The organism is Streptomyces sp. AC512_CC834, assembly GCF_019049325.1.
GTDB lineage: Bacteria > Actinomycetota > Actinomycetes > Streptomycetales > Streptomycetaceae > Streptomyces.
Map to the genome: position 1 here is coordinate 1 of NZ_JAGMUO010000044.1, position 17,883 is coordinate 17,883.

The 17,883-nt window shown below is 72.0% G+C and carries 16 protein-coding genes; 10 read left to right on the forward strand and 6 right to left on the reverse strand.

Translation table 11 applies throughout. The annotated features are described in order from the left end of the window. Positions 1–225: 225 nt before the first annotated feature. The 3 genes from KUM40_RS42150 to KUM40_RS17535 all read left to right on the forward strand — a co-directional run bounded on the left by KUM40_RS42150 (position 226) and on the right by KUM40_RS17535 (position 1,869). Entirely contained in the window at positions 226–357 is a 132-nt protein-coding gene (locus tag KUM40_RS42150) for a hypothetical protein (protein ID WP_302180873.1), read from the forward strand. 15 nt (positions 358–372) lie between these two features. Beyond that, positions 373–1,137 (forward strand): DUF4239 domain-containing protein, encoded by a 765-nt coding sequence (locus KUM40_RS17530; RefSeq protein WP_217166926.1) that lies wholly within the window; start codon positions 373–375, stop codon positions 1,135–1,137. Between the two features lie 207 nt (positions 1,138–1,344). Next, the gene (locus tag KUM40_RS17535; RefSeq protein WP_217166927.1) at positions 1,345–1,869 is read left to right on the forward strand and encodes a hypothetical protein; all 525 of its coding nucleotides are present in this window, start codon (positions 1,345–1,347) and stop codon (positions 1,867–1,869) included. A 99-nt stretch (positions 1,870–1,968) separates the two neighbouring features. On the opposite strand, the gene KUM40_RS17540 is transcribed toward KUM40_RS17535, so the two are convergent. Further along, entirely contained in the window at positions 1,969–2,463 is a 495-nt protein-coding gene (locus KUM40_RS17540; protein ID WP_217166928.1) for a hypothetical protein, read from the reverse strand. 331 nt (positions 2,464–2,794) lie between these two features. On the opposite strand from KUM40_RS17540, the gene KUM40_RS17545 reads away from it, so the two are divergent. Beyond that, positions 2,795–3,463 (forward strand): class F sortase, encoded by a 669-nt coding sequence (locus KUM40_RS17545; protein ID WP_217166929.1) that lies wholly within the window; start codon positions 2,795–2,797, stop codon positions 3,461–3,463. Positions 3,464–3,494: 31 nt separating this feature from the next. On the opposite strand, the gene KUM40_RS17550 is transcribed toward KUM40_RS17545, so the two are convergent. Further along, a complete protein-coding gene (locus KUM40_RS17550; RefSeq protein ID WP_217166930.1) occupies positions 3,495–4,352 on the reverse strand; it encodes a polysaccharide deacetylase family protein in 858 nt (285 codons plus the stop codon). Positions 4,353–4,462: 110 nt separating this feature from the next. On the opposite strand from KUM40_RS17550, the gene KUM40_RS17555 reads away from it, so the two are divergent. Further along, a complete protein-coding gene (locus KUM40_RS17555; RefSeq protein ID WP_217166931.1) occupies positions 4,463–4,924 on the forward strand; it encodes a universal stress protein in 462 nt (153 codons plus the stop codon). A gap of 127 nt (positions 4,925–5,051) precedes the next feature. Next, on the forward strand, positions 5,052–6,458 hold the full coding sequence (locus tag KUM40_RS17560) for an amino acid permease (protein WP_217166932.1): 1,407 nt from the start codon (positions 5,052–5,054) through the stop codon (positions 6,456–6,458). Positions 6,459–6,519: 61 nt separating this feature from the next. On the opposite strand, the gene KUM40_RS17565 is transcribed toward KUM40_RS17560, so the two are convergent. After that, positions 6,520–7,674, reverse strand: a complete 1,155-nt coding sequence (locus KUM40_RS17565) for a CapA family protein (protein ID WP_217166933.1) — start codon at positions 7,672–7,674, stop codon at positions 6,520–6,522. Between the two features lie 237 nt (positions 7,675–7,911). On the opposite strand from KUM40_RS17565, the gene KUM40_RS17570 reads away from it, so the two are divergent. The 3 genes from KUM40_RS17570 (at position 7,912) to KUM40_RS17580 (ending at position 9,973) form a co-directional block, all read left to right on the forward strand. After that, positions 7,912–8,466: a sigma-70 family RNA polymerase sigma factor gene (locus KUM40_RS17570; protein ID WP_217166934.1), complete on the forward strand. Its 555-nt coding sequence runs from the start codon at positions 7,912–7,914 to the stop codon at positions 8,464–8,466. A gap of 141 nt (positions 8,467–8,607) precedes the next feature. Further along, entirely contained in the window at positions 8,608–9,123 is a 516-nt protein-coding gene (locus tag KUM40_RS17575; protein WP_217166935.1) for a hypothetical protein, read from the forward strand. Between the two features lie 199 nt (positions 9,124–9,322). Further along, a complete protein-coding gene (locus tag KUM40_RS17580) occupies positions 9,323–9,973 on the forward strand; it encodes a zf-HC2 domain-containing protein (protein ID WP_217166936.1) in 651 nt (216 codons plus the stop codon). A gap of 76 nt (positions 9,974–10,049) precedes the next feature. Here KUM40_RS17580 and KUM40_RS17585 read toward each other — a convergent pair whose 3' ends face one another. Together KUM40_RS17585 and KUM40_RS17590 are read right to left on the reverse strand one after the other, a co-directional pair. Further along, positions 10,050–10,913: an Fpg/Nei family DNA glycosylase gene (locus KUM40_RS17585; RefSeq protein WP_217166937.1), complete on the reverse strand. Its 864-nt coding sequence runs from the start codon at positions 10,911–10,913 to the stop codon at positions 10,050–10,052. 42 nt (positions 10,914–10,955) lie between these two features. Next, positions 10,956–13,046, reverse strand: coding sequence for a SpoIIE family protein phosphatase (locus tag KUM40_RS17590; RefSeq protein ID WP_217166938.1), 2,091 nt, complete (start codon positions 13,044–13,046; stop codon positions 10,956–10,958). Positions 13,047–13,204: 158 nt separating this feature from the next. Here KUM40_RS17590 and KUM40_RS17595 point away from each other — a divergent pair, with 158 nt between their 5' ends. After that, on the forward strand, positions 13,205–14,626 hold the full coding sequence (locus tag KUM40_RS17595) for a lipase maturation factor family protein (protein WP_217166939.1): 1,422 nt from the start codon (positions 13,205–13,207) through the stop codon (positions 14,624–14,626). Positions 14,627–14,698: 72 nt separating this feature from the next. Here KUM40_RS17595 and KUM40_RS17600 read toward each other — a convergent pair whose 3' ends face one another. After that, positions 14,699–17,725, reverse strand: a complete 3,027-nt coding sequence (locus KUM40_RS17600; RefSeq protein WP_217166940.1) for a glycoside hydrolase family 38 C-terminal domain-containing protein — start codon at positions 17,723–17,725, stop codon at positions 14,699–14,701. Between the last annotated feature and the right edge of the window lie 158 nt (positions 17,726–17,883).

The following is a 17,883-nucleotide window of genomic DNA, read 5'->3' on the forward strand; positions in this document are numbered from 1 at the left end:
CCTCAGAAGCCCGCTCCCCCACGGCCCCCCGTACCGAAGCCTCCCCCGCCGGTACCACCGGCACCACCGGCCTCGAGGCCCGAACCGCCGCCGCCTCCGCGGCCCGCCCCGGCTCCGACCCCGACGCCCCGTCCCACCCCGCCGCCGGTCCGTCCGGCGGCTCCCGCGCCCGTCCCGTCGGCCACTCCCACCCCCACGCCCACGCCGCGGCCTTCGCTGAGCCCGGTGCACTATCCGCGCCACCGCGCCGCCCGGCCGCCGCAGCGGTCCTCGCGCGGGACCACGTCGCCGCTCGTCTTCGTCCTGCTCATCACGGTGCCCGCGGTGGTAGCCGTCGCCGCGCTCCGTGCGCGCTGATCCTGGAGGCCTCCCTTGCCGGAATGGCTTGTTCTCACCCTCGCGATGCTGGCCGCCTGTGTCGTGGTGGTCATCGTCACCCTCCTGCGGCACCGCGCGGCGTCCGACGACGAGGACATCACCGAGACTCCCGACGTCATCGAGTACATGACAATGTGGATCGGCGTGGTGTACGCCATCGTCCTGGGCCTGGCCATCGCCGGTGTCTGGGAGGCGCGCAGTGCCGCCCAGGACAACGTGCAGACGGAGGCCGTGGCGCTGCACGAGATCTCGGAACGCGTCCGCAGCTATCCGCCCGACGTCCGTGACCGCATCCGGGAGGATGTCAACGCCTATGTCGGACACGTCGTCACCACCGAGTGGAAGGCGATGGCCGATGACGGCGAGGTGACCGACCGCGGCACCGAGCTGCTGGACCGCGTCCGCGCGGACGTCACCGACTACGAGCCGAAGTCGGACTTCGAGGCCCAGGCGTACCAGCCCCTCGTCGACCAGGTGGCCATCGCGGACCAGGCCCGTACCACCCGGGCGCAGTCCACCGGGGCGACCATGCCGGGGGTGGTGTGGTTCGGGCTCATCGCCGGGGGCGTCATCACGATCGGGATGGTCTTCGCCCTGCAGATCCGGCGTACCACCCGCGAACTGGTCCTGGCCGGACTGTTCTCGGCGCTGATCGCCTTCCTGCTGTTCCTGATCTGGGACTTCGACGCCCCCTTCAGCCGGGGCGTGGCGGCCTCGACCGACCCGTTCCTGAGCCTTTTCCCCGGGATCGGAGGCTGACACCGCGCCAGGGGACGGCCGACCACGCCGTCACCGTCCCTGGGGCGCCCCCTGAGACGCCCCTGGGCGGCCCACCCTCGTGCCCCATTCGCGCGACTGCGATCGCGCCCGCGCGCACGGCTTCCTAGCGTTTCGGACATCGAGGTGCATTCCTGGCGCGAGCGGAACAGGTCCGCCGCCGCTCCTCGGGGACCCGGAGGATTCACCATGCGCGCGATACCCGTCGCCTCGGTCGCACTGCTGGGCGTCGCCGCCCTCTCCGCCTGCGTACCGGCCGGGGCCGCCGTCGGCGGAGACAACTCGACGTTCGGCTTCACCGTCCACCCGGGCATCGTGGAGCCGGGCGGCGAGGTGACGCTGGGGGTGGGCCGCACCGCCGCGGGCTGCCGGGGCCGGGTCACGGTCACCTCGCCGGTGTTCGACACGGTCACCATCCCCCGGCACGAGTCGTCGGCGACGGCGCGGGTCGACCGGGACGCCCGCCGCGGGGCGGTCTACCAGGTGTCGTTCGCCTGCAAGGAGCGGACCGGCACCGTGAACCTCACCATCGCGGACGGTTCGCACCGTCCGACTCCCGAGCCCCGTCATTCCAAGGGGGTGCACGCCGGTGAGGGCGGCAGCGTCGCCGGGTTCGACGTGAAGCAGATCGGGCTCGGCGTGGCGCTCATCGCGGGTGCGGTGGGCACGGCGTACCACCTCTCGCGCCGCCGTCCCGGCGGGGACGGCACCTGATCCCACCGCACCGCGCGCACAGGGCTTCGCCCCGGACCCTTGCCGGATCCGGGGCGAAGCCCTGTCGTGTGGGCGGGTGGACGGGTGGACGGGAACGGGTCAGAACCGGCGCTCGGCCCGGCGGCGCATCCAGAACAGGCCGCCACCGGCGAGGGCCGCGGCGACGAGCCCGCCGCCGATCGCGATGTCGGTCGGGGTCGCCCCGCTGGAGCTGCTGCCGCCGAGCCCGCCGCGGACACCGCCGATGACCGTGAAGGCCGCCGGGCGGGTCAGCCGCCTGCCCGAGCAGTTGACGGTGATGTCGTACGAGCCGGGCCGGGCGTCCTCCTTGATGGTGGCTCTGCCCTTGGAGGTCTCGTTGGCTCCCCTGACCGGGGTCAGGTGGGTGGTCCGGAACGCGTCCGAGGTCATCGTGCCGCCCTGGGGGCAGCCGTCGACCGTGACGGTCATCTGACCGCCGCGGGCGATGACGCTGGGCAGGGCGACGATGTTGCTCGGCTGGTTGTGGTCGCCGCCGGCGGTGGCCGTGGGGGCGGCCAGTCCGAGGACAGCGACGGCGGCGCCGGCTGCCGCGAGGGCACGAGTGTTGCGCATGTGATCCTCCGCGGAAGACGCCCCGGGACCCGTCCCCGGTCGATCGGCGAGAAAGCGCCTCCCAGAAAGACCCTCAGTTGCCTTGCACGAGGCCGCATTTCGGGAATGGTCCGTCCTGGTGAGGGCGGTACCGGGCCAAAACCGCGCGAGTGGATATCGCCGCAGGTCACGCACCGTCAGAAAATCTCCGCCGGGGAAATCCCGGATGGCTCACCGAAGGACGCGCGCACCACCCGTTCGCCGCCGCCCCGTCGCCGGTCCCACGCGCGGCGCTTAGCGTGCTCGTATGCGCGGATGATCCGGCGACGGCCGGGTCGAGAGGGGATGGCGAATGTACGACTCCGAGTTGGCCGAAGAGGAGGAGCGGCGGCGGAAGCGCGCTCCCTGGGGCGTGATAGCGCTTGTTCTGCTGACCGGTCTCGCGCTCGTCCGCAACGGCTCCGGGGAATTCGACGTGGGCCCGCCGCAGCCGGCGTCGGCCGCCGCCGCCCCGGACACCCGCGCGGGCTCCGGTGACGGCGCCGCGGGCAGTGTCAAGCCGCTGCCGTACTCGGTGCCCGACCGGGTCTCCATCCCCGCCATCCAGGTCGACGCGCCGGTCATGGCGGTCGGTCTCGACGTGGACGGCTGGGTGGACGCGCCGCCGCCCGAGGACCCGAATCTGGCCGGCTGGTTCACCGGCGCGGTCGCCCCCGGGGAAAAGGGCACGGCGGTCGTGGTCGGCCATGTCGACAACCAGCAGGGCCCCGCCGTCTTCTACGGACTCGGCGCCCTGAAAAAGGGAAACAAGGTGGAGATCCACCGCCAGGACGGAAAGACGGCGGTATTCGAGATCTACGGCATCGAGGTGTTCGAGAAGGACAATTTCCCCGGCGACCGGGTCTACGCCTCGAAGGGCAGCCCCGAATTGCGGGTCATCACCTGCGGCGGCGGTTTCTCCAAGCAGAACGGCTACGACGGGAACGTCGTCACGTTCGCCCGCCTGGTCGAGGTCCGCTGAGCGTGCCCCGGCCGGGCGGGCGCGGCGGCGGTCACAGCAGGCGCCTCCGCGGGACCGTGAGGTGGTAGCCGGAGTCGAGCAGCTCGGGCAGATAGCGCCGCAGGGCGCGCACGCTCTGCGACCGGTCGCCCCCGGCGTCGTGCGAGAGCACCACGACGCCGGGGGCGGCGCCGTCCTCGACCCGGTCGACGATGGTGTCGGTGCCGGGGGTGGTCCAGTCACGGGTGTCCACGGTCCAGGCCAGCGGTTCCATGCCGAGCTCGGAGCCGAGTTGGAAGGTGGCGCGGTTCCACGCCCCGTAGGGGGCCCGGAACCAGCGGGGCGCCTCACCGTAGGCCTGCTCGACGACCTCGCTCGTGCGCTCCATCTCGGAGCGGATGCGGCGCCGGGTGAGTTTGGTCAGCAGTGGGTGGGACCAGGTGTGGTTGCCGACCACGTGTCCCTCGTCGGACATCCGGGTCAGCAGGTCCCGGTTGTAGTCCGCCATCTCCCCGCACACGAAGAACGTCGCGTGCACGTCGTACTTGGCCAGCGTGTCCAGGATCTGCGGGGTGTACTCGGGATGGGGTCCGTCGTCGAAGGTGAGCAGCATGGTGCGGCCCCGGCCCGTCATGCGCAGGATCGGCTCGCTGCGCACCGGGGGCTGCCGGGGCGCGGCACGTGGGCTGCCGTATCCGGTCAGGGGCTTCAGCCGGTAGCCCGAGGGTTTGAGCGGGCTGTGCGGCGGGGGTCCCGGGGCGGGGGCGGGCGGCCCGGCCGGTCCGTTTCCCAGGCCCGTCGCGAGCGCACCGCCGACGCCGGCCGCTCCGACGGCCGCGACACCGGCGAGCAGTGCGCGACGTGTGGGCATGTGTGTGGGCAAGTGTGTGGGCAAGTGATCCTTTCTCATGACTCATCAGTCGCCCGGCCGGACCGCGCCGCACCTGAGCAACACCGGTGCGGCGGTACGAATCCACCCGGCCGGCCGAAGATCACGAAGGACTCCGATAGCCTCGCCGCGTGACGGAACAGCACTCCCATCAGTTCGAACGCGGCACGGACGGACCGAAGGTCATCGTCGTCGGTGTGGACGGCTCCGACTCCTCGCTCCGGGCCGCGGCCTACGCCGGTGGCCTGGCCCGGCGCCAGGGTGCCCTGCTCGCCGTGGTGTACGTACAGCCGGTACTGGCGGGGGGTGCGGCGCTCGGGGCGCCGGTGGCGGAGACGACCGACGAGATCGCCGAGGAGCTGGTGGCCCAGATCCGGGAGGCGACCGAGCGGGTCAAGGGGATATTCGACATCCGCTGGGAGTTCCACACGTTCCGCGGCGACCCGTACAGCGGCCTGGTGACGACGGCCGACCAGTTGAAGGCGGACGCGGTGGTGGTGGGCGCCTCCGAGCAGGCCGGTCACCGGTTCATCGGCTCCGTCGCGGTCCGGCTGGTGAAGGCGGGGCGCTGGCCGGTGACCGTGGTGCCGTAGCACCGCCGGGACCGGGTGTCCGGACCGGGTCTCGGGACCGGGTGTGCGTCGTGGCTTCCGTCCCGGACGTGTGTGAGTCATCATGATCCACCGTCAGCCGTTTGCCGTTCACGAAGAGGTGAGGCGCATGGCCCGGATCCGCATGGGTGAGGGTGTTCTCCGCCGCAAACCCATCGAGCACATCGAGGAGACGGAGAGCGGCGGGGGCCTGGTCCGCTCGCTGGGACTGTGGCAGCTCACCGCGATCGGCGTGGGCGGCATCATCGGGGCCGGCATCTTCACGCTGGCCGGCACGGTCGCCAACGGCACTGCGGGCCCCGCGGTCCTCGTCTCCTTCCTGATCGCGGGCGTCGCGAGCGCGGCGGCCGCCCTGTCCTACGCCGAGTTCGCCGGGCTGATCCCGAAGGCGGGCTCCGCGTACACCTACGGCTACGCGGTCCTGGGCGAGCTGGTGGGGTGGTTCATCGGCTGGGACCTGCTGCTCGAGTACACGGCGATCGTGGCGGTGGTCGCGATCGGCATCTCGGGCTACTTCAGCTTCCTGGTCAACGAGATGGGCGCCGACCTGCCGAACTGGATGCTGGGTGCGCCCGGCACCGGGGACGGTCACCGAGTCGACCTGTTCGCGGCCGTGCTGTGCCTGCTGATCGCGTATCTGCTGACGCTGGGCATCAGGAACGCGGCCCGTTTCGAGATGGTCGTGGTCGTACTGAAGGTGCTGGTGGTGCTGCTGGTGATCGGGGTCGGTGTCTTCCACGTCGAGACCTCGAACTACCACCCGTTCTTCCCGTTCGGGGTCGGCGGGGCGTTCACCGGTGCGGCGACGGTGTTCTTCGCGGTCTTCGGCTACGACGCCATGTCGACGGCGGCCGAGGAGTCGAAGGACGCCCAGCGGCACATGCCGAAGGCGATCATCTACTCGCTGATCATCTCGATGGTGCTGTACGTGGCGGCCTGTCTGGTGCTGACCGGTATGCAGAACTACAAGAGCATCGACCCGGAGAGCGGCTTCTCGACGGCGTTCAAGTCGGTGGGGCTGAGTTCGCTGGCCGACATCATCGCGGTGGGCGCCATCATCGGCATCCTCACGGTGATGTTCACGTTCATGCTGGGCGTCACCCGCGTGTGGTTCTCCATGTCGCGCGACGGGCTGCTGCCCAAGTGGTTCGCCAAGACGCACCCGACGCGGCACGTGCCGACGCGGGTCACCTGGATCGTCGGGTGCGCGTCGGCCGTGATCGCCGGGTTCCTGCCGATCGGCGAGGCGGCCGAGCTGACCAACATCGGCATCCTGCTGGCGTTCGTGGTGGTGTGCGCCGCGGTGATCGTGCTGCGCTACCGGCAGCCGGACCTGCCGCGCACCTTCCGTACGCCGTGGATGCCGTTCGTGCCGGCGCTGGGCATCGTCTTCTCGATCTGGCTGATCACGTTCCTCCAGTGGCAGACCTGGCTGCGGTTCGCCGTGTGGTTCTTGGTGGGCCTGGTGATCTACTTCACGTACTCCTACCGGAAGTCGGAGCTGGCGCGCCGTTAGCGGGTGCGCGGGACCGGAGCCCGCGGCGCGGCCGGGCCGGGCCGGGCCGGGCACCACCGGCCTACTTCGCCATCACCAGCCCGTCCTCGGCCGCGCCCCGGCCGAGGACGACGTCGCGGATGCGGTCGCGCACGGCGCGTACGTCGGCGCCCTTGTCCAGGGCCCGGTTGAGGTTCACCACCCGGCCGGCGTCGACGTCGAACAACTGCGGGACGAACTCGGCCCTGGTCACCCTCCAGCGTTCGCCCCGCCGGGCGGGCGGGGCGAAGGTGAAGCGGCCGATGGTCGACTGGTTGCCGCGCGGATCGCGGGCGCCCCCGGCATTGACCATCTCGCCCGCGATCTGGTCCCCCATCCCGTAGACCACCCAGGTGCCGTTGACCTTCTCGTAGGCCTGCGGGACATGGGCGTGGGTGCCCAGGATCAGGTCGATGTCGGGGCGGTCGCCGGTGCGTGCGGCGGTCAGTCTCCGGGCCAGGGCCAACTGGTCCCGGTCGGGCGCGTCCTGCCATTCGGTGCCCCAGTGCAGGGACACCACGACGACGTCCGCGCCCGCCTTCCGGGCGGCCCGCGCGTCCTCGACGATGCGCGCCTCGTCGATCAGGCCGACCGCCCAGGGCTGTCCCGGGGGCAGCGGGTGGCCGTTGGTGTGGAGGGTGTAGGCGAGGTGGGCCACCTCGGCCCGGCCGGCGCGCAGGACCGTCGCGGTGTCCGCCTCGCCCTCTGTGCGCGCCGTCCCGGCGTGCCGCACGCCGGCGCGGTCGAGGGCGTCCAGGGTGCGGCGGATGCCGTCCGCGCCGTCGTCGACACTGTGGTCGGAGGCGGTGGAGCAGCCGTCGTAGCCGGTCGCGGCCAGCGCCTTGGCCACCTCGGGCGGGGACTTGAAGAGGGGGTAGCCGCTGTAGTCGCCGTTCGCGCCGTAGACGGTCTCCATGTGGCACAGGGCGAGGTCGGCGCGCGAGACGATCGGGCGGGCGCCGGCGAGCATGGGGCGGAAGTCGTAGCCGGTGCCGCCGGAGTCGAAGCGGGCCCGCTCGATGATCGAGTCGTGCGGCAGTACGTCGCCGGAGGCGACCAGTGTGAAGGCGCCGCTTTCCGCGGCGGGCGGGGCCTGCGCCGGGCCGTTCGGCGGTTCGTGGTCGCGGGCCTGGCAGGCCGCGCCCGCGGTGAGGAGGGCGGTCAGGGCCAGGGCCACCTGCCGACTGCGTGTGATCATCCGTTCACCCGTTCGCTCCGCTGGGTCACACACCGATTAAAAGTCACATTTACTTACAAACAGGTAATGAGGCGTGGCTTGTCACAGGCGGCTCCGACACGCCCATTAGCCCGTCCGGCGTGCGCGAACGGGGGGTGCCGACCGTTCGTCGAACCGTTCGTCGACGCGATCGACCGTCCGCCGCACACCCGTGCGTACGCCCTGTCCCCGCGCGGCCCCCTGCGGTGCCATACGGCCATGACGGCCGGAATCACCCTGACGGACACCGCGAACGGGACGACCGCCGAGCACGAGCTCGCCGCACTGCAGCGCGAGCACGGCCGGCCGCTCTTCGCGCTGTTGCTGCGGCTCAGCGACGGCGACCGGCAACGCGCCGAGGACCTCGTGCAGGAGACCCTGGTCCGCGCCTGGCAGCACCCCGAGGCGCTGCGCGCCGACGACTTCGACTCCGTACGGCCCTGGCTGCTCACCGTGGCGCGGCGCCTCGCGATCGACGCGCGCCGCGCCCGTCAGGCACGCCCCCCGGAGGTCGGCGACGCCGTACTGGAGAACGCGCGGGTCTGCGCCGATCACGCCGAACGGGCCGCCGCCGCCCTCGATGTGCGCGAGGCTGTGAAGACTCTCACTCCGGAGCACCGTGAAGTCCTGGTGCTGGTGTACTTCCAGGGGGCGAGTGTGGCGGAAGCCGCGGCGGCCCTCGGCATCCCGCCCGGTACCGTGAAGTCCCGCGCTTACTACGCGCTGCGCGCCCTGCGCAGGGTGCTACCGGGATACGCCGCCGACCTGCGGTGAAACCGACCGTATGGTCAAACCTCCGTAAAGCGCCTTGCCCGGGACCCCGGTTGAGTAATCGGCTGTCCTCATCCGTGTTCCGGACGGGGGCCCATGACCCGGGTCGGGCGACGCGCACGCACCGGAGGAAGGCAGGAAGGGATGCTGTACAGAGGTCAAGAGAGCACGGACGGCACAGGCGGGGGCGAACTGAGCGTTCCCATGGCGTGGTTGTACGCCGAGTACATCGCCGACGAGCTGCTGCGGACCGGCGACCTGATGCCGCCGACGTCCTTCGAGTTCCGCGCCGGACGCGACGCGCTGGCGCTGACCGTCTTCCTGTCCGACACGGAGAACGAGTTGAGCGGCATCCGTGTCGTCACCCACCTGGAGACCTGGCTGTCCCTGACGGCGTACGACCAGCCGTGGCACGAGTGGGTGCACGGGCGGCTGGCCAAGGTCACGGCCGACGCGATCGCCGCCGGACGACACTCGCCGGACCTGGAGCTGGCCCGGGCGGCCTGGCGCTGGCTCCAGGAGACCGAACTGCTGGCCCCCGACCTCAACGCGGTCCCCGGCGGAGCGCCGGTGACCGGAGAGGACGAGGGCCCGAAGGTGTGGACGCCGGCCTGGCAGCTCGGACTGCCGCTCGGTCATCTCGCCATCCATCTGTTCTAGGTCCATCTGTTCAAGTCCATCTGTTCTGGCCGTTCGGACCTGTTCGCAAACTTCTTCGGGGGCCGACCAATCCGCCGCTTTCGCCGCTCCGAACACCTTGGTTGCGATTGTGCGGTGGCTTGAGTGATTCGGCTGTCCGGTGCGTACGGGTGGGAGCAAGGAGTGACCCCACCCACACCCAACGGCACGAGGATTCGGCATGAGGTCCCTGGAAAGGCATCGTGACGTCGGCGCCTACGCGCTCGGCGTGCTGGACGAGGCGGAAGCGTTCCGCTTCGAGGACCACCTCATGGAATGCCCCCGGTGCGCGTCCCAGGTGACCGAATTCGGCCCCGCCGCCCGCCAGTTGATGCTGTACCGGCAGGCGACACCCCGCATCGTCCACCCCCTGGCCGGGCCCGGCCCGCGCCTGCTTGACCGGCTGCTGGCCGAGGTCACCACGCGCCACCGGGCCGGCCGAAGGCGGGTGCTGTACGCCGTGGCCGCCGCGGTCGTGTGCGCCGTGGCCGGGCCAGGCGCCGTGCTGTACGCGAGCCAGGGCGACCCGGCGGCGCCGGTCACCGCGACCGATGCCAGGTCCGGGGTGTGGGCGCGGATCACGGCCGAGGACGAGACCTGGGGCACGGACGTGCGGCTCGAGGTCAAGGACGGGGCGGGACCGCGCTCGTGCCGGCTCGTCGCCGTCGGCCGTGACGGCACCGAGCAGACGATCACTAGCTGGAACGTCCCGGATCACGACGCCCGGACGAACACCATGCGCGGCGGGGCCGCCCTGCATCCCGACGAGATCGCCCGCTACGAGGTGCGGACCGCGGACGGGGAGCATCTGGTGACGCTTCCGGCCGGGTGACCACCGCCGGCAGCCAACATCTGCACTGGTCTGCCGTCGTCCGCCGTCCTCCGCCGTCCTCCGCCGTCGTCCGCCGTCACTTCAGCAGCCGGGACAGCCTCCGGTCCGCCAGCGGCTTGCCGCCGGTCTGGCAGGTCGGGCAGTACTGGAGCGAGGAGTCGCTGAAGGAGACCTCCCGGATGGTGTCGCCGCACACCGGGCAGGGCTCGCCGGTACGCCCGTGGACCCGCAGCCCGCTCTTCTTCTCGGCCTTCAGACGTCCGGCCGCGATGCCCCGGGAGCGTTCCACCGCCTCGGTGAGCGTGCCGCGCAGGGCCGCGTACAGCCGCGCGGTCTCCTCGTCGGTGAGGGAGGCGGCCAGTTTGAACGGGGACATCTTCGCGGCGTGCAGGATCTCGTCGCTGTACGCGTTCCCGACGCCCGCGATCAGGCTCTGGTCGCGCAGGGCGCCCTTGAGCTGCCGCCGCTCGCCGTCGAGGAGGGCGGCGAAGCGCGCCTCGTCGAAGCCGTCGGCGAGCGGGTCGGGCCCGAGCCGGGCCACGCCCGGCACCTGCCGCGGGTCGGTCACGACGTACACCGCGAGCCGCTTCTGCGTGCCCGCCTCCGTCAGGTCGAAGCCCGCACCCGTCTCCAGGGCGACACGCAGCGCGAGCGGTCCCTTTCCGGGCCTGGGCATACCGCTGGGCAGGCTGTCCTTCCAGTGCAGCCAGCCGGCCCGGGCCAGATGGGTCACCAGACGCGGGCCGCCGGCGGTCTCGACGTCGAGGAACTTGCCGTAGCGGTGCACGCCCGCCACCCGGTGGCCCTCCAGCGTCGTGAGCGGTGGGTCGTACGTCTTCAGGACGCTGATCGCCACGGGCAGGACCCGGACGATCTCGCGGCCGGTGAGGTGTTCGGTCAGGAAGTCGCGGAGCGCCTCGACCTCGGGCAGTTCTGGCATACGTCCAGGGTGCCACCGGCCGCCGACCGTGCCAGTGGGGGTTCAGCCCGCGCCGTGCGCCACCACGAACTCGGACCACACGCACTTGCCGCCGCCGCGCGCCTCCACGCCCCACTCGTCGGCGAGCGTCTCGACCAGGAGCAGGCCCCGCCCCGAGACGCCGTCGTCCCCGGCCTCGCGGCGGCGCGGCAGGGCGCTGGAGGAGTCCTCGACCTCGACCCGCAGCTTGCGGTCGGTGCCGGTGAGCAGCCGCAGCGTGACGATCGCGGAGCCCTCGGTGTGCATGAGCGCGTTGGTCATCAGCTCGTCGGCGACCAGTTCGATCTCGTCGCTCTGGCCCCCGGCCCCCCAGGACCTGACCGCGGTGCGGATCATGTGCCGGGCCTCGGTGAGGGCCTCGGGGTCGCCCGGGGACACGTGCTGCTGGACCCGGCCGAAGGTCCGGGGGGCGCCAAGACCGTGGCGGCGCAGCAGGAGCAGCGCGACGTCGTCGTCGCCGCGGCGTTCGTCGGCCACGTCGATGAGCCGGTCGGCCAGGTCCCGTACGTCCTGGGGCCCGGAGCTGATCAGCGCCGTGAGGACGCCCATCCCCTCGTCGAGGTCGGCGCCGGGCTGCTCGACCAGGCCGTCGGTGCACAGCAGGAGGGTGTTGCCCGGGTCCAGTTCGAGGGTGGCGACCGGGTAGGCGAGGCGCCCGAACTCGGCGGACAGGCCGAGCGGCAGCCCGCCCTCGACGCGGACGTGGCGGCAGGTGCCGTCGCCGAACCGCAGCAGGGGGTCGATGTGTCCGGCGCGGACCACCTGGACCACTCCGGTGCCCAGGTCGACCTCCGCGTACAGGCAGGTCGCGAAGCGGTCGGTGTCGAGCTCGTGCAGGAAGACGGAGGCCCGCGCCATCACCGTGGCCGGTGGGTGGCCCTCGGCGGCGTAGGCGCGCAGCACGATGCGCAGTTGGCCCATGACGGCGGCGGCGTGCGTGTCGTGGCCCTGGACGTCGCCGATGACGGCGCCGACGCGTCCGCCGGGCAGCGGGATCAGGTCGTACCAGTCGCCGCCGATGTCACGGCCGAGGGAACCCCCGATGGAGGCGGCGCGGTAGCGGACGGCGACGTCGCAGCCGGGCACGCTGGGGATGGTGCGCGGCAGCATGGCCTGCTGGAGCCCCGCGGCGAGGTCCATCTCCTGCTCGTAGAGCATGGCCCGCTGGAGGCTCTGCGCGATGCCGCTGCCGAGCGCGACCAGCACGTTGCGGTCCTCCGGGGAGAAGCCGTGCCGGTCGCTGTAGAGCAGCCCGATCGCGCCGATCGGGCGGGCCTGGGCGATCAGCGGCAGGTAGGCGGCCGCGGTGATGTCGAGGTGGGTGATGTCCTTCCACAGCAGGGGGTAGCGCTCCGCGAAGTCCTCCGGCGACTCGATGAAGCGGGGGCTGAGGGTCCGTACGGCCTCGCTCATCGGGTACGGCTCGTCGATCCGGGTGATCCGGGTGCCGGGGACGAAGCTGTTCTCGGGGCCGTCGGCGACCAGCCGGATGCGGCCGGCCTCGACCAGGCCCATCACCAGGCTGGCGGCGCCCAGCCGGGTGAGGCCGTGGGTGTCGCGCAGCACCTCGATGACGTCGTCCACCGTGCGGGCGTGCGCCAGGGCGGCCGTGGCGAGCTGGACGACGTTGGTGAGCCGGCGGCGGGCCTCGTCCTGCGCGGCCTGCTCGCGGCTGGCCGCGGTCTCGGCCATCTCCTGGGTGGCGTCGCGGACGATGCCGATGATCCGGCGGGGGCGGCCGGTCTCGTCCCGGCGGATGTAGCCCTGGGTGTGGGTCCAGCGCAGGGTGCCGTCACGGCGGCGCAGGCGGAAGTAGGTGGCGTAGTTCTCGCTGCCGTCCTTCATGGCCTGGGCGACGATGGCGTCCATGCGCCGGACCTCCGCCGTGGGCACCCGCACCGACAGCGACTCGGGGCGCCCGTCGTATTCCTCCGGGCGCAGGTCGAACACCTCGTGGGCCTGGGCGTCCATGTGGAACAGCCCGGCGTCCAGGTCCCAGTCGAAGCTGCCCATGCGATTGAGCGCCAGGATCGGGTCCGGGTGGGCGGGCCAGTCGTCCGGGAGTGACGGGGCGCTCGCTCCCCGATCAGCCATGGATCCCACCTTGCCAGGATTTGCCCGAATCTTCGACTCCTGGTCCGCCGCCCGGTGCCTTCCGGGAGGGACCGGGCGGCGGACCGGGGCACACGGACCGGGGTACACAGAGCGTGACGGTACGAGACGGTACGAGGGGATACGAGAGGAGCGCGGCCGTGGAGTGGTTCACCGCACCCGACTACTGGCTGAGCCGGCTGGTCTTCCAGCGGGCGCTGGCCGTCGTGTACCTGGTCGCGTTCCTGACGGCGGCCCTGCAGTTCCGGGCCCTGATGGGCGAGCGGGGACTGACGCCGGTGCCGCGCTTCGTGGAGCGGGTGCCGTTCAGGCGGGCGCCGAGCCTGTTCCAGTGGCGCTACTCGGACCGGCTCTTCGCGGGCTGCGCCTGGGCGGGTTGCGCGGTGTCGGCGGCGCTGGTGGCGGGTCTTGACTCGCTGCTGCCGCTGTGGGGCGGGATGCTGTTGTGGCTGGTGCCGTGGGCGCTGTACCTCTCGGTCGTGAACGTCGGGCAGACCTGGTACTCGTTCGGCTGGGAGTCGCTGCTGCTGGAGACCGGCTTCGTCGCCGTGTTCCTCGGCAACGACGAGGTCGCGCCGCCGGTCCTCGTCCTGTTCCTGCTGCGCTGGCTGCTGTTCCGGGTGGAGTTCGGGGCGGGGCTGATCAAGATGCGCGGCGACGCGTGCTGGCGGAAGCTGACCTGCCTCGACCACCACCACGAGACGCAGCCGATGCCGGGCCCGCTGAGCTGGTTCTTCCACCACCTGCCCCGGCCCCTGCACCGCGTCGAGGTGGCCGCCAACCACGTCACCCAGCTCCTGGTGCCCTTCCTGCTCTTCACCCCGCAGCCCGTGGCGGGCGCCGCCGCCGCGCTGATGATCGCGACCCAACTGTGGCTGGTGCTCTCGGGCAACTTCTCCTGGCTGAACTGGATCACCATCGTGCTCGCGCTGCCGGTTGTCGCGTTCCCGGCCGATCCGCCGTCCGTGGCTGCCGCGCCGCTCTGGTACGAGGTCGTGGTCCTGGCCGTGGCGGCACTGCTGGTGTTCCTGAGCCACCGGCCGGTGCGCAACATGATCTCCCGTCGCCAGGTGATGAACCGCTCCTTCGACTCCCTCCACCTGGTCAACACCTACGGCGCCTTCGGGACCGTCAGCCGGGTCCGCTACGAGGTGGTGATCGAGGGCACCGCCGACGAGACGGCCCGCGAGGACGGGGACTGGCGCGAGTACGAGTTCAAGGGCAAGCCCGGTGATCCACGTCGCTGGCCGCGCCAGTTCGCTCCGTACCATCTGCGCCTGGACTGGCTGATGTGGTTCGCCGCGCTGTCGCCCTCGTACGCCGGGTCGTGGTTCGGCACCCTGGTGGAACGGCTGCTGGAGAACGACCGCGCGACGCTGCGCCTGCTGCGCCGCTCCCCGTTCCCGCCCGACGCCCCGCCGCGCTTCGTGCGCGCCCGGCTGTTCCGCTACCGGTACACGACGTGGCGCGAACTGCGGGAGACGGGGGCGTGCTGGGAGCGGACGTATGTGCGGGAGTATCTGCCGCCGACGCGGCTGACCGGGGTGCCGACGCGGTCGTAGCGGTCACAGCGGTCGCAGCGGCGGGCCCGGCGCACCGTTTCCGGGTGCCGGCCGGGCCCGCCGCCGGACGCGCTACGCGCGCTTCAGCCGCAGGGTCATCAGTTGGAACGGGCGCAGCCGTACGGCGATCCGGTCGCCGTCGGCCTCGATCGCGGGCTCCTCGTCGGCGAGCGGGCGCTCCAGGAGGTCGGTGACCGCCACGCCGGCGACCGGGAAGCCGGCCGTCAGGGTGGCCCTGGCGCGGCCGCCGTGGGCCTCGTGGAAGCGGACCACGACGTCGCCGCTGCCGTCGTCGGCGAGCTTGACGGCGGTGACGACGACCGCGTCCCGGTCGGCCGTGACGAGCGGGGCGACCTCCGAGGCGCCGCCCGCGAGGTGCCGCTCGGGCAGGTTGATCCGCCAGCCCTCGCGCACGGCGTCGCCGATGCCCGCGCCCGGCACCAGCGCGTGCCGGAACCGGTGCACGCCCTGGTCGGTCTCGGGGTCGGGGAAGCGCGGGGCGCGCAGCAGGGACACCCGGACGGTGGTGGTCGTACCGGCGTCGCCATCGGTGCGGACGGTGCGGGTGACGTCGTGGCCGTACGTCGAGTCGTTGACGACCGCGACGCCCCAGCCGGGCTCCTCCAGGTGGACGAAGCGGTGGTTGCAGGCCTCGAACTTGGCGGCCTCCCAGCTCGTGTTGGTGTGGGTGGGCCGGTGGAAGTGCCCGAACTGGGTCTCCGACGCGTACCGTTCGGCATGCACGTCGAGAGGGAAGGCGAGCTTGAGGAACTTCTCCGTCTCGTGCCAGTCGACCTCGGTGTCGACCTCGAGACGCCGCTCCCCCGGCGCGAGGATGAGCACCTGGGTGACGCGGGAGGAGCCGAAGGAGCGGACGACACGCACCGAGACGCCGTCGTCGCCGGGGGCGACCTCGTCGGCGTCGGTGAGGTCGGTGACGGTGTTGCGGTAGAACGCGTCGACGTCCCAGGCGTCCCACATGTTGGGGAAGTCGGGGTGGAGCTGGAGCAGGTTGCCCGCCCCGCCCGGCGCGATCGTCTCGCGGTCGGCGGCGATGTCGTACGCCGAGACCACCAGCCCGCGGTCGTCGACCTCGACGCGCAGCAGGCCGTTGTCCAGGACGTGGCCGCCGCCGGGGCGGGCGGTGAGGTCGGTGCGCCCCTCGGTGACGGGGGCCGCGGCGGCGCCCGCCCCCACGCCGGCCCGTGCGTGCGGGGCCGAGTTGAAGACCAGCGGGGTGCCGCCCTCGCCGGCCAGGGCGCGCTGGGCGGCGTCGATGATCCCGTTCAGTTCGGCGGCGACGCGGTCGTAGGTCGCGCGTGCCTCGCGGTGCACCCAGGCGATGGAGGAGCCGGGCAGGATGTCGTGGAACTGGTGCAGCAGGACCGTCTTCCAGACGCGGTCCAGGTCGTCGTACGGGTAGGGGAACCCGGCGCGCACGGCGGCCGTGGCCGCCCACAGCTCGGCCTCGCGCAGGAGGTGTTCGCTGCGGCGGTTGCCCTGTTTGGTCTTGGCCTGGCTGGTGAGGGTGGCGCGGTGCAGTTCGAGGTACAGCTCGCCGACCCAGACGGGCGGCTCCGGGTTCTCGGCCTCGGCCTTCTCGAAGAAGGCGTGCGGGGTCTCCCACTCGACGGTCGCCGAGCCCTCGAGGTCACGCAGCCGGGCCGCCTTGGCGATCATCTCGCGGGTGGTGCCGCCGCCTCCGTCGCCCCAGCCGGTCGGGGCGAGGGAGTGCCGGGCGACTCCCTTGTCCTTGAAGTTGCGGGCGGCGTGGGCGATCTCGCCGCCCTTCATGGAGCAGTTGTAGGTGTCGACGGGCGGGAAGTGCGTGAAGATCCGGGTGCCGTCGATGCCTTCCCAGCGGAAGGTGTGGTGGGGGAACTTGTTCGTCTGCGACCAGGAGATCTTCTGCGTCAGCAGGTACTTGGTGCCGGCCGCCTTGATGATCTGCGGCAGTCCGGCCGCGAATCCGAAGGTGTCGGGCAGCCACGCCTCGTCGTTCTCGACGCCGAACTCGTCGAGGAAGAACCGCTTGCCGTGCACGAACTGCCGGGCCATCGCCTCCGAGCCGGGCATGTTGGTGTCCGACTCCACCCACATGCCGCCGGCCGGCACGAAACGCCCGTCCGCCACGGCCTTCTTCACCCGCGCCCACACCTCGGGCCGGTGGTCGCGCACCCACGCCCACTGCTGGGCCTGCGACATGGCGAAGACGAAGTCCGGCTCGTCCTCCAGGAGGGCGGTCATGTTGGAGGTGGTGCGGGCCACCTTGCGCACGGTCTCGCGCAGCGGCCACAGCCACGCCGAGTCGATGTGCGCGTGGCCGACGGCGCTGATGCGGTGCGCGGAGGGGACGGCGGGGGTGGAGAGCACTTCGGTGAGGCGGGAACGGGCCTGCTCGGCCGTGCCGTTCACGTCCTGGAGGTCGATGGCGTCCAGGGCCTTGTCGAGCGCGCGAAGGATCTCCCAGCGGCGCGGCGAGTCCACTGGCAACTCCGCCATCAGCTCGCCCAGCACCTCCAGGTCGAGCACCAGGTTCCACACCGTCTCGTCGAGGACGGCGAGGTCCATGCGGGTGAGCGTGTACTGCGGCTCGCTGCCCGCGGTGTCCTTGTCGCCGAGGTGCGTGGGCACGAAGGGGTGGTAGTCGAGGACGACGGGGTTGGAGGCGGCCTCGACGTGCAGGCACACCTCCTCGCCGCCCTCGGCGGGGGCGCCGATCCGCACCCACTGGTTGCGCGGGTTGAGGCCCTTCACCGGGGTGCCGTCGGGTCGGTAGACCAGGCCCTCGCACTGGAAGCCGGGCATGTTCTCGTCGAAGCCGAGGTCGAGGATCGCCTCGACGGTCTTCCCGGCCCACTCCTTCGGCACGGTGCCGGTGACGCGGAACCAACTGGTGCCCCAGGGCGCGCCCCAGCGGGCGCCCACCTCGACGGGCTGCGGTTCGGCCGCCAGTCCCTCCTCGACCGGGACGGGCTCGCCGGGTGCGTTCCAGACCGCCACGTCCAGTGGCACGGACTCCGGGTAGAGGGCGGGGCGGACGCGCTCGTCGAGGACACGCTTGAGGCGGGCTTCGACCAGGTTGCGGTCGTCATGCATGCGGGTGCTCCGGGGTCGGGGGGCGGGTGGTTACGGGCTCGGGTGGTTACCAGGGGTGGGTCACGGTGGTGGGTCACGGTGGCGGGGGCCGACGTCAGGTACAGCTCCCCAGCGGCACGCACTTCGAATCGTGCGGCGCCCTCGTTGTGCCGCGCCGG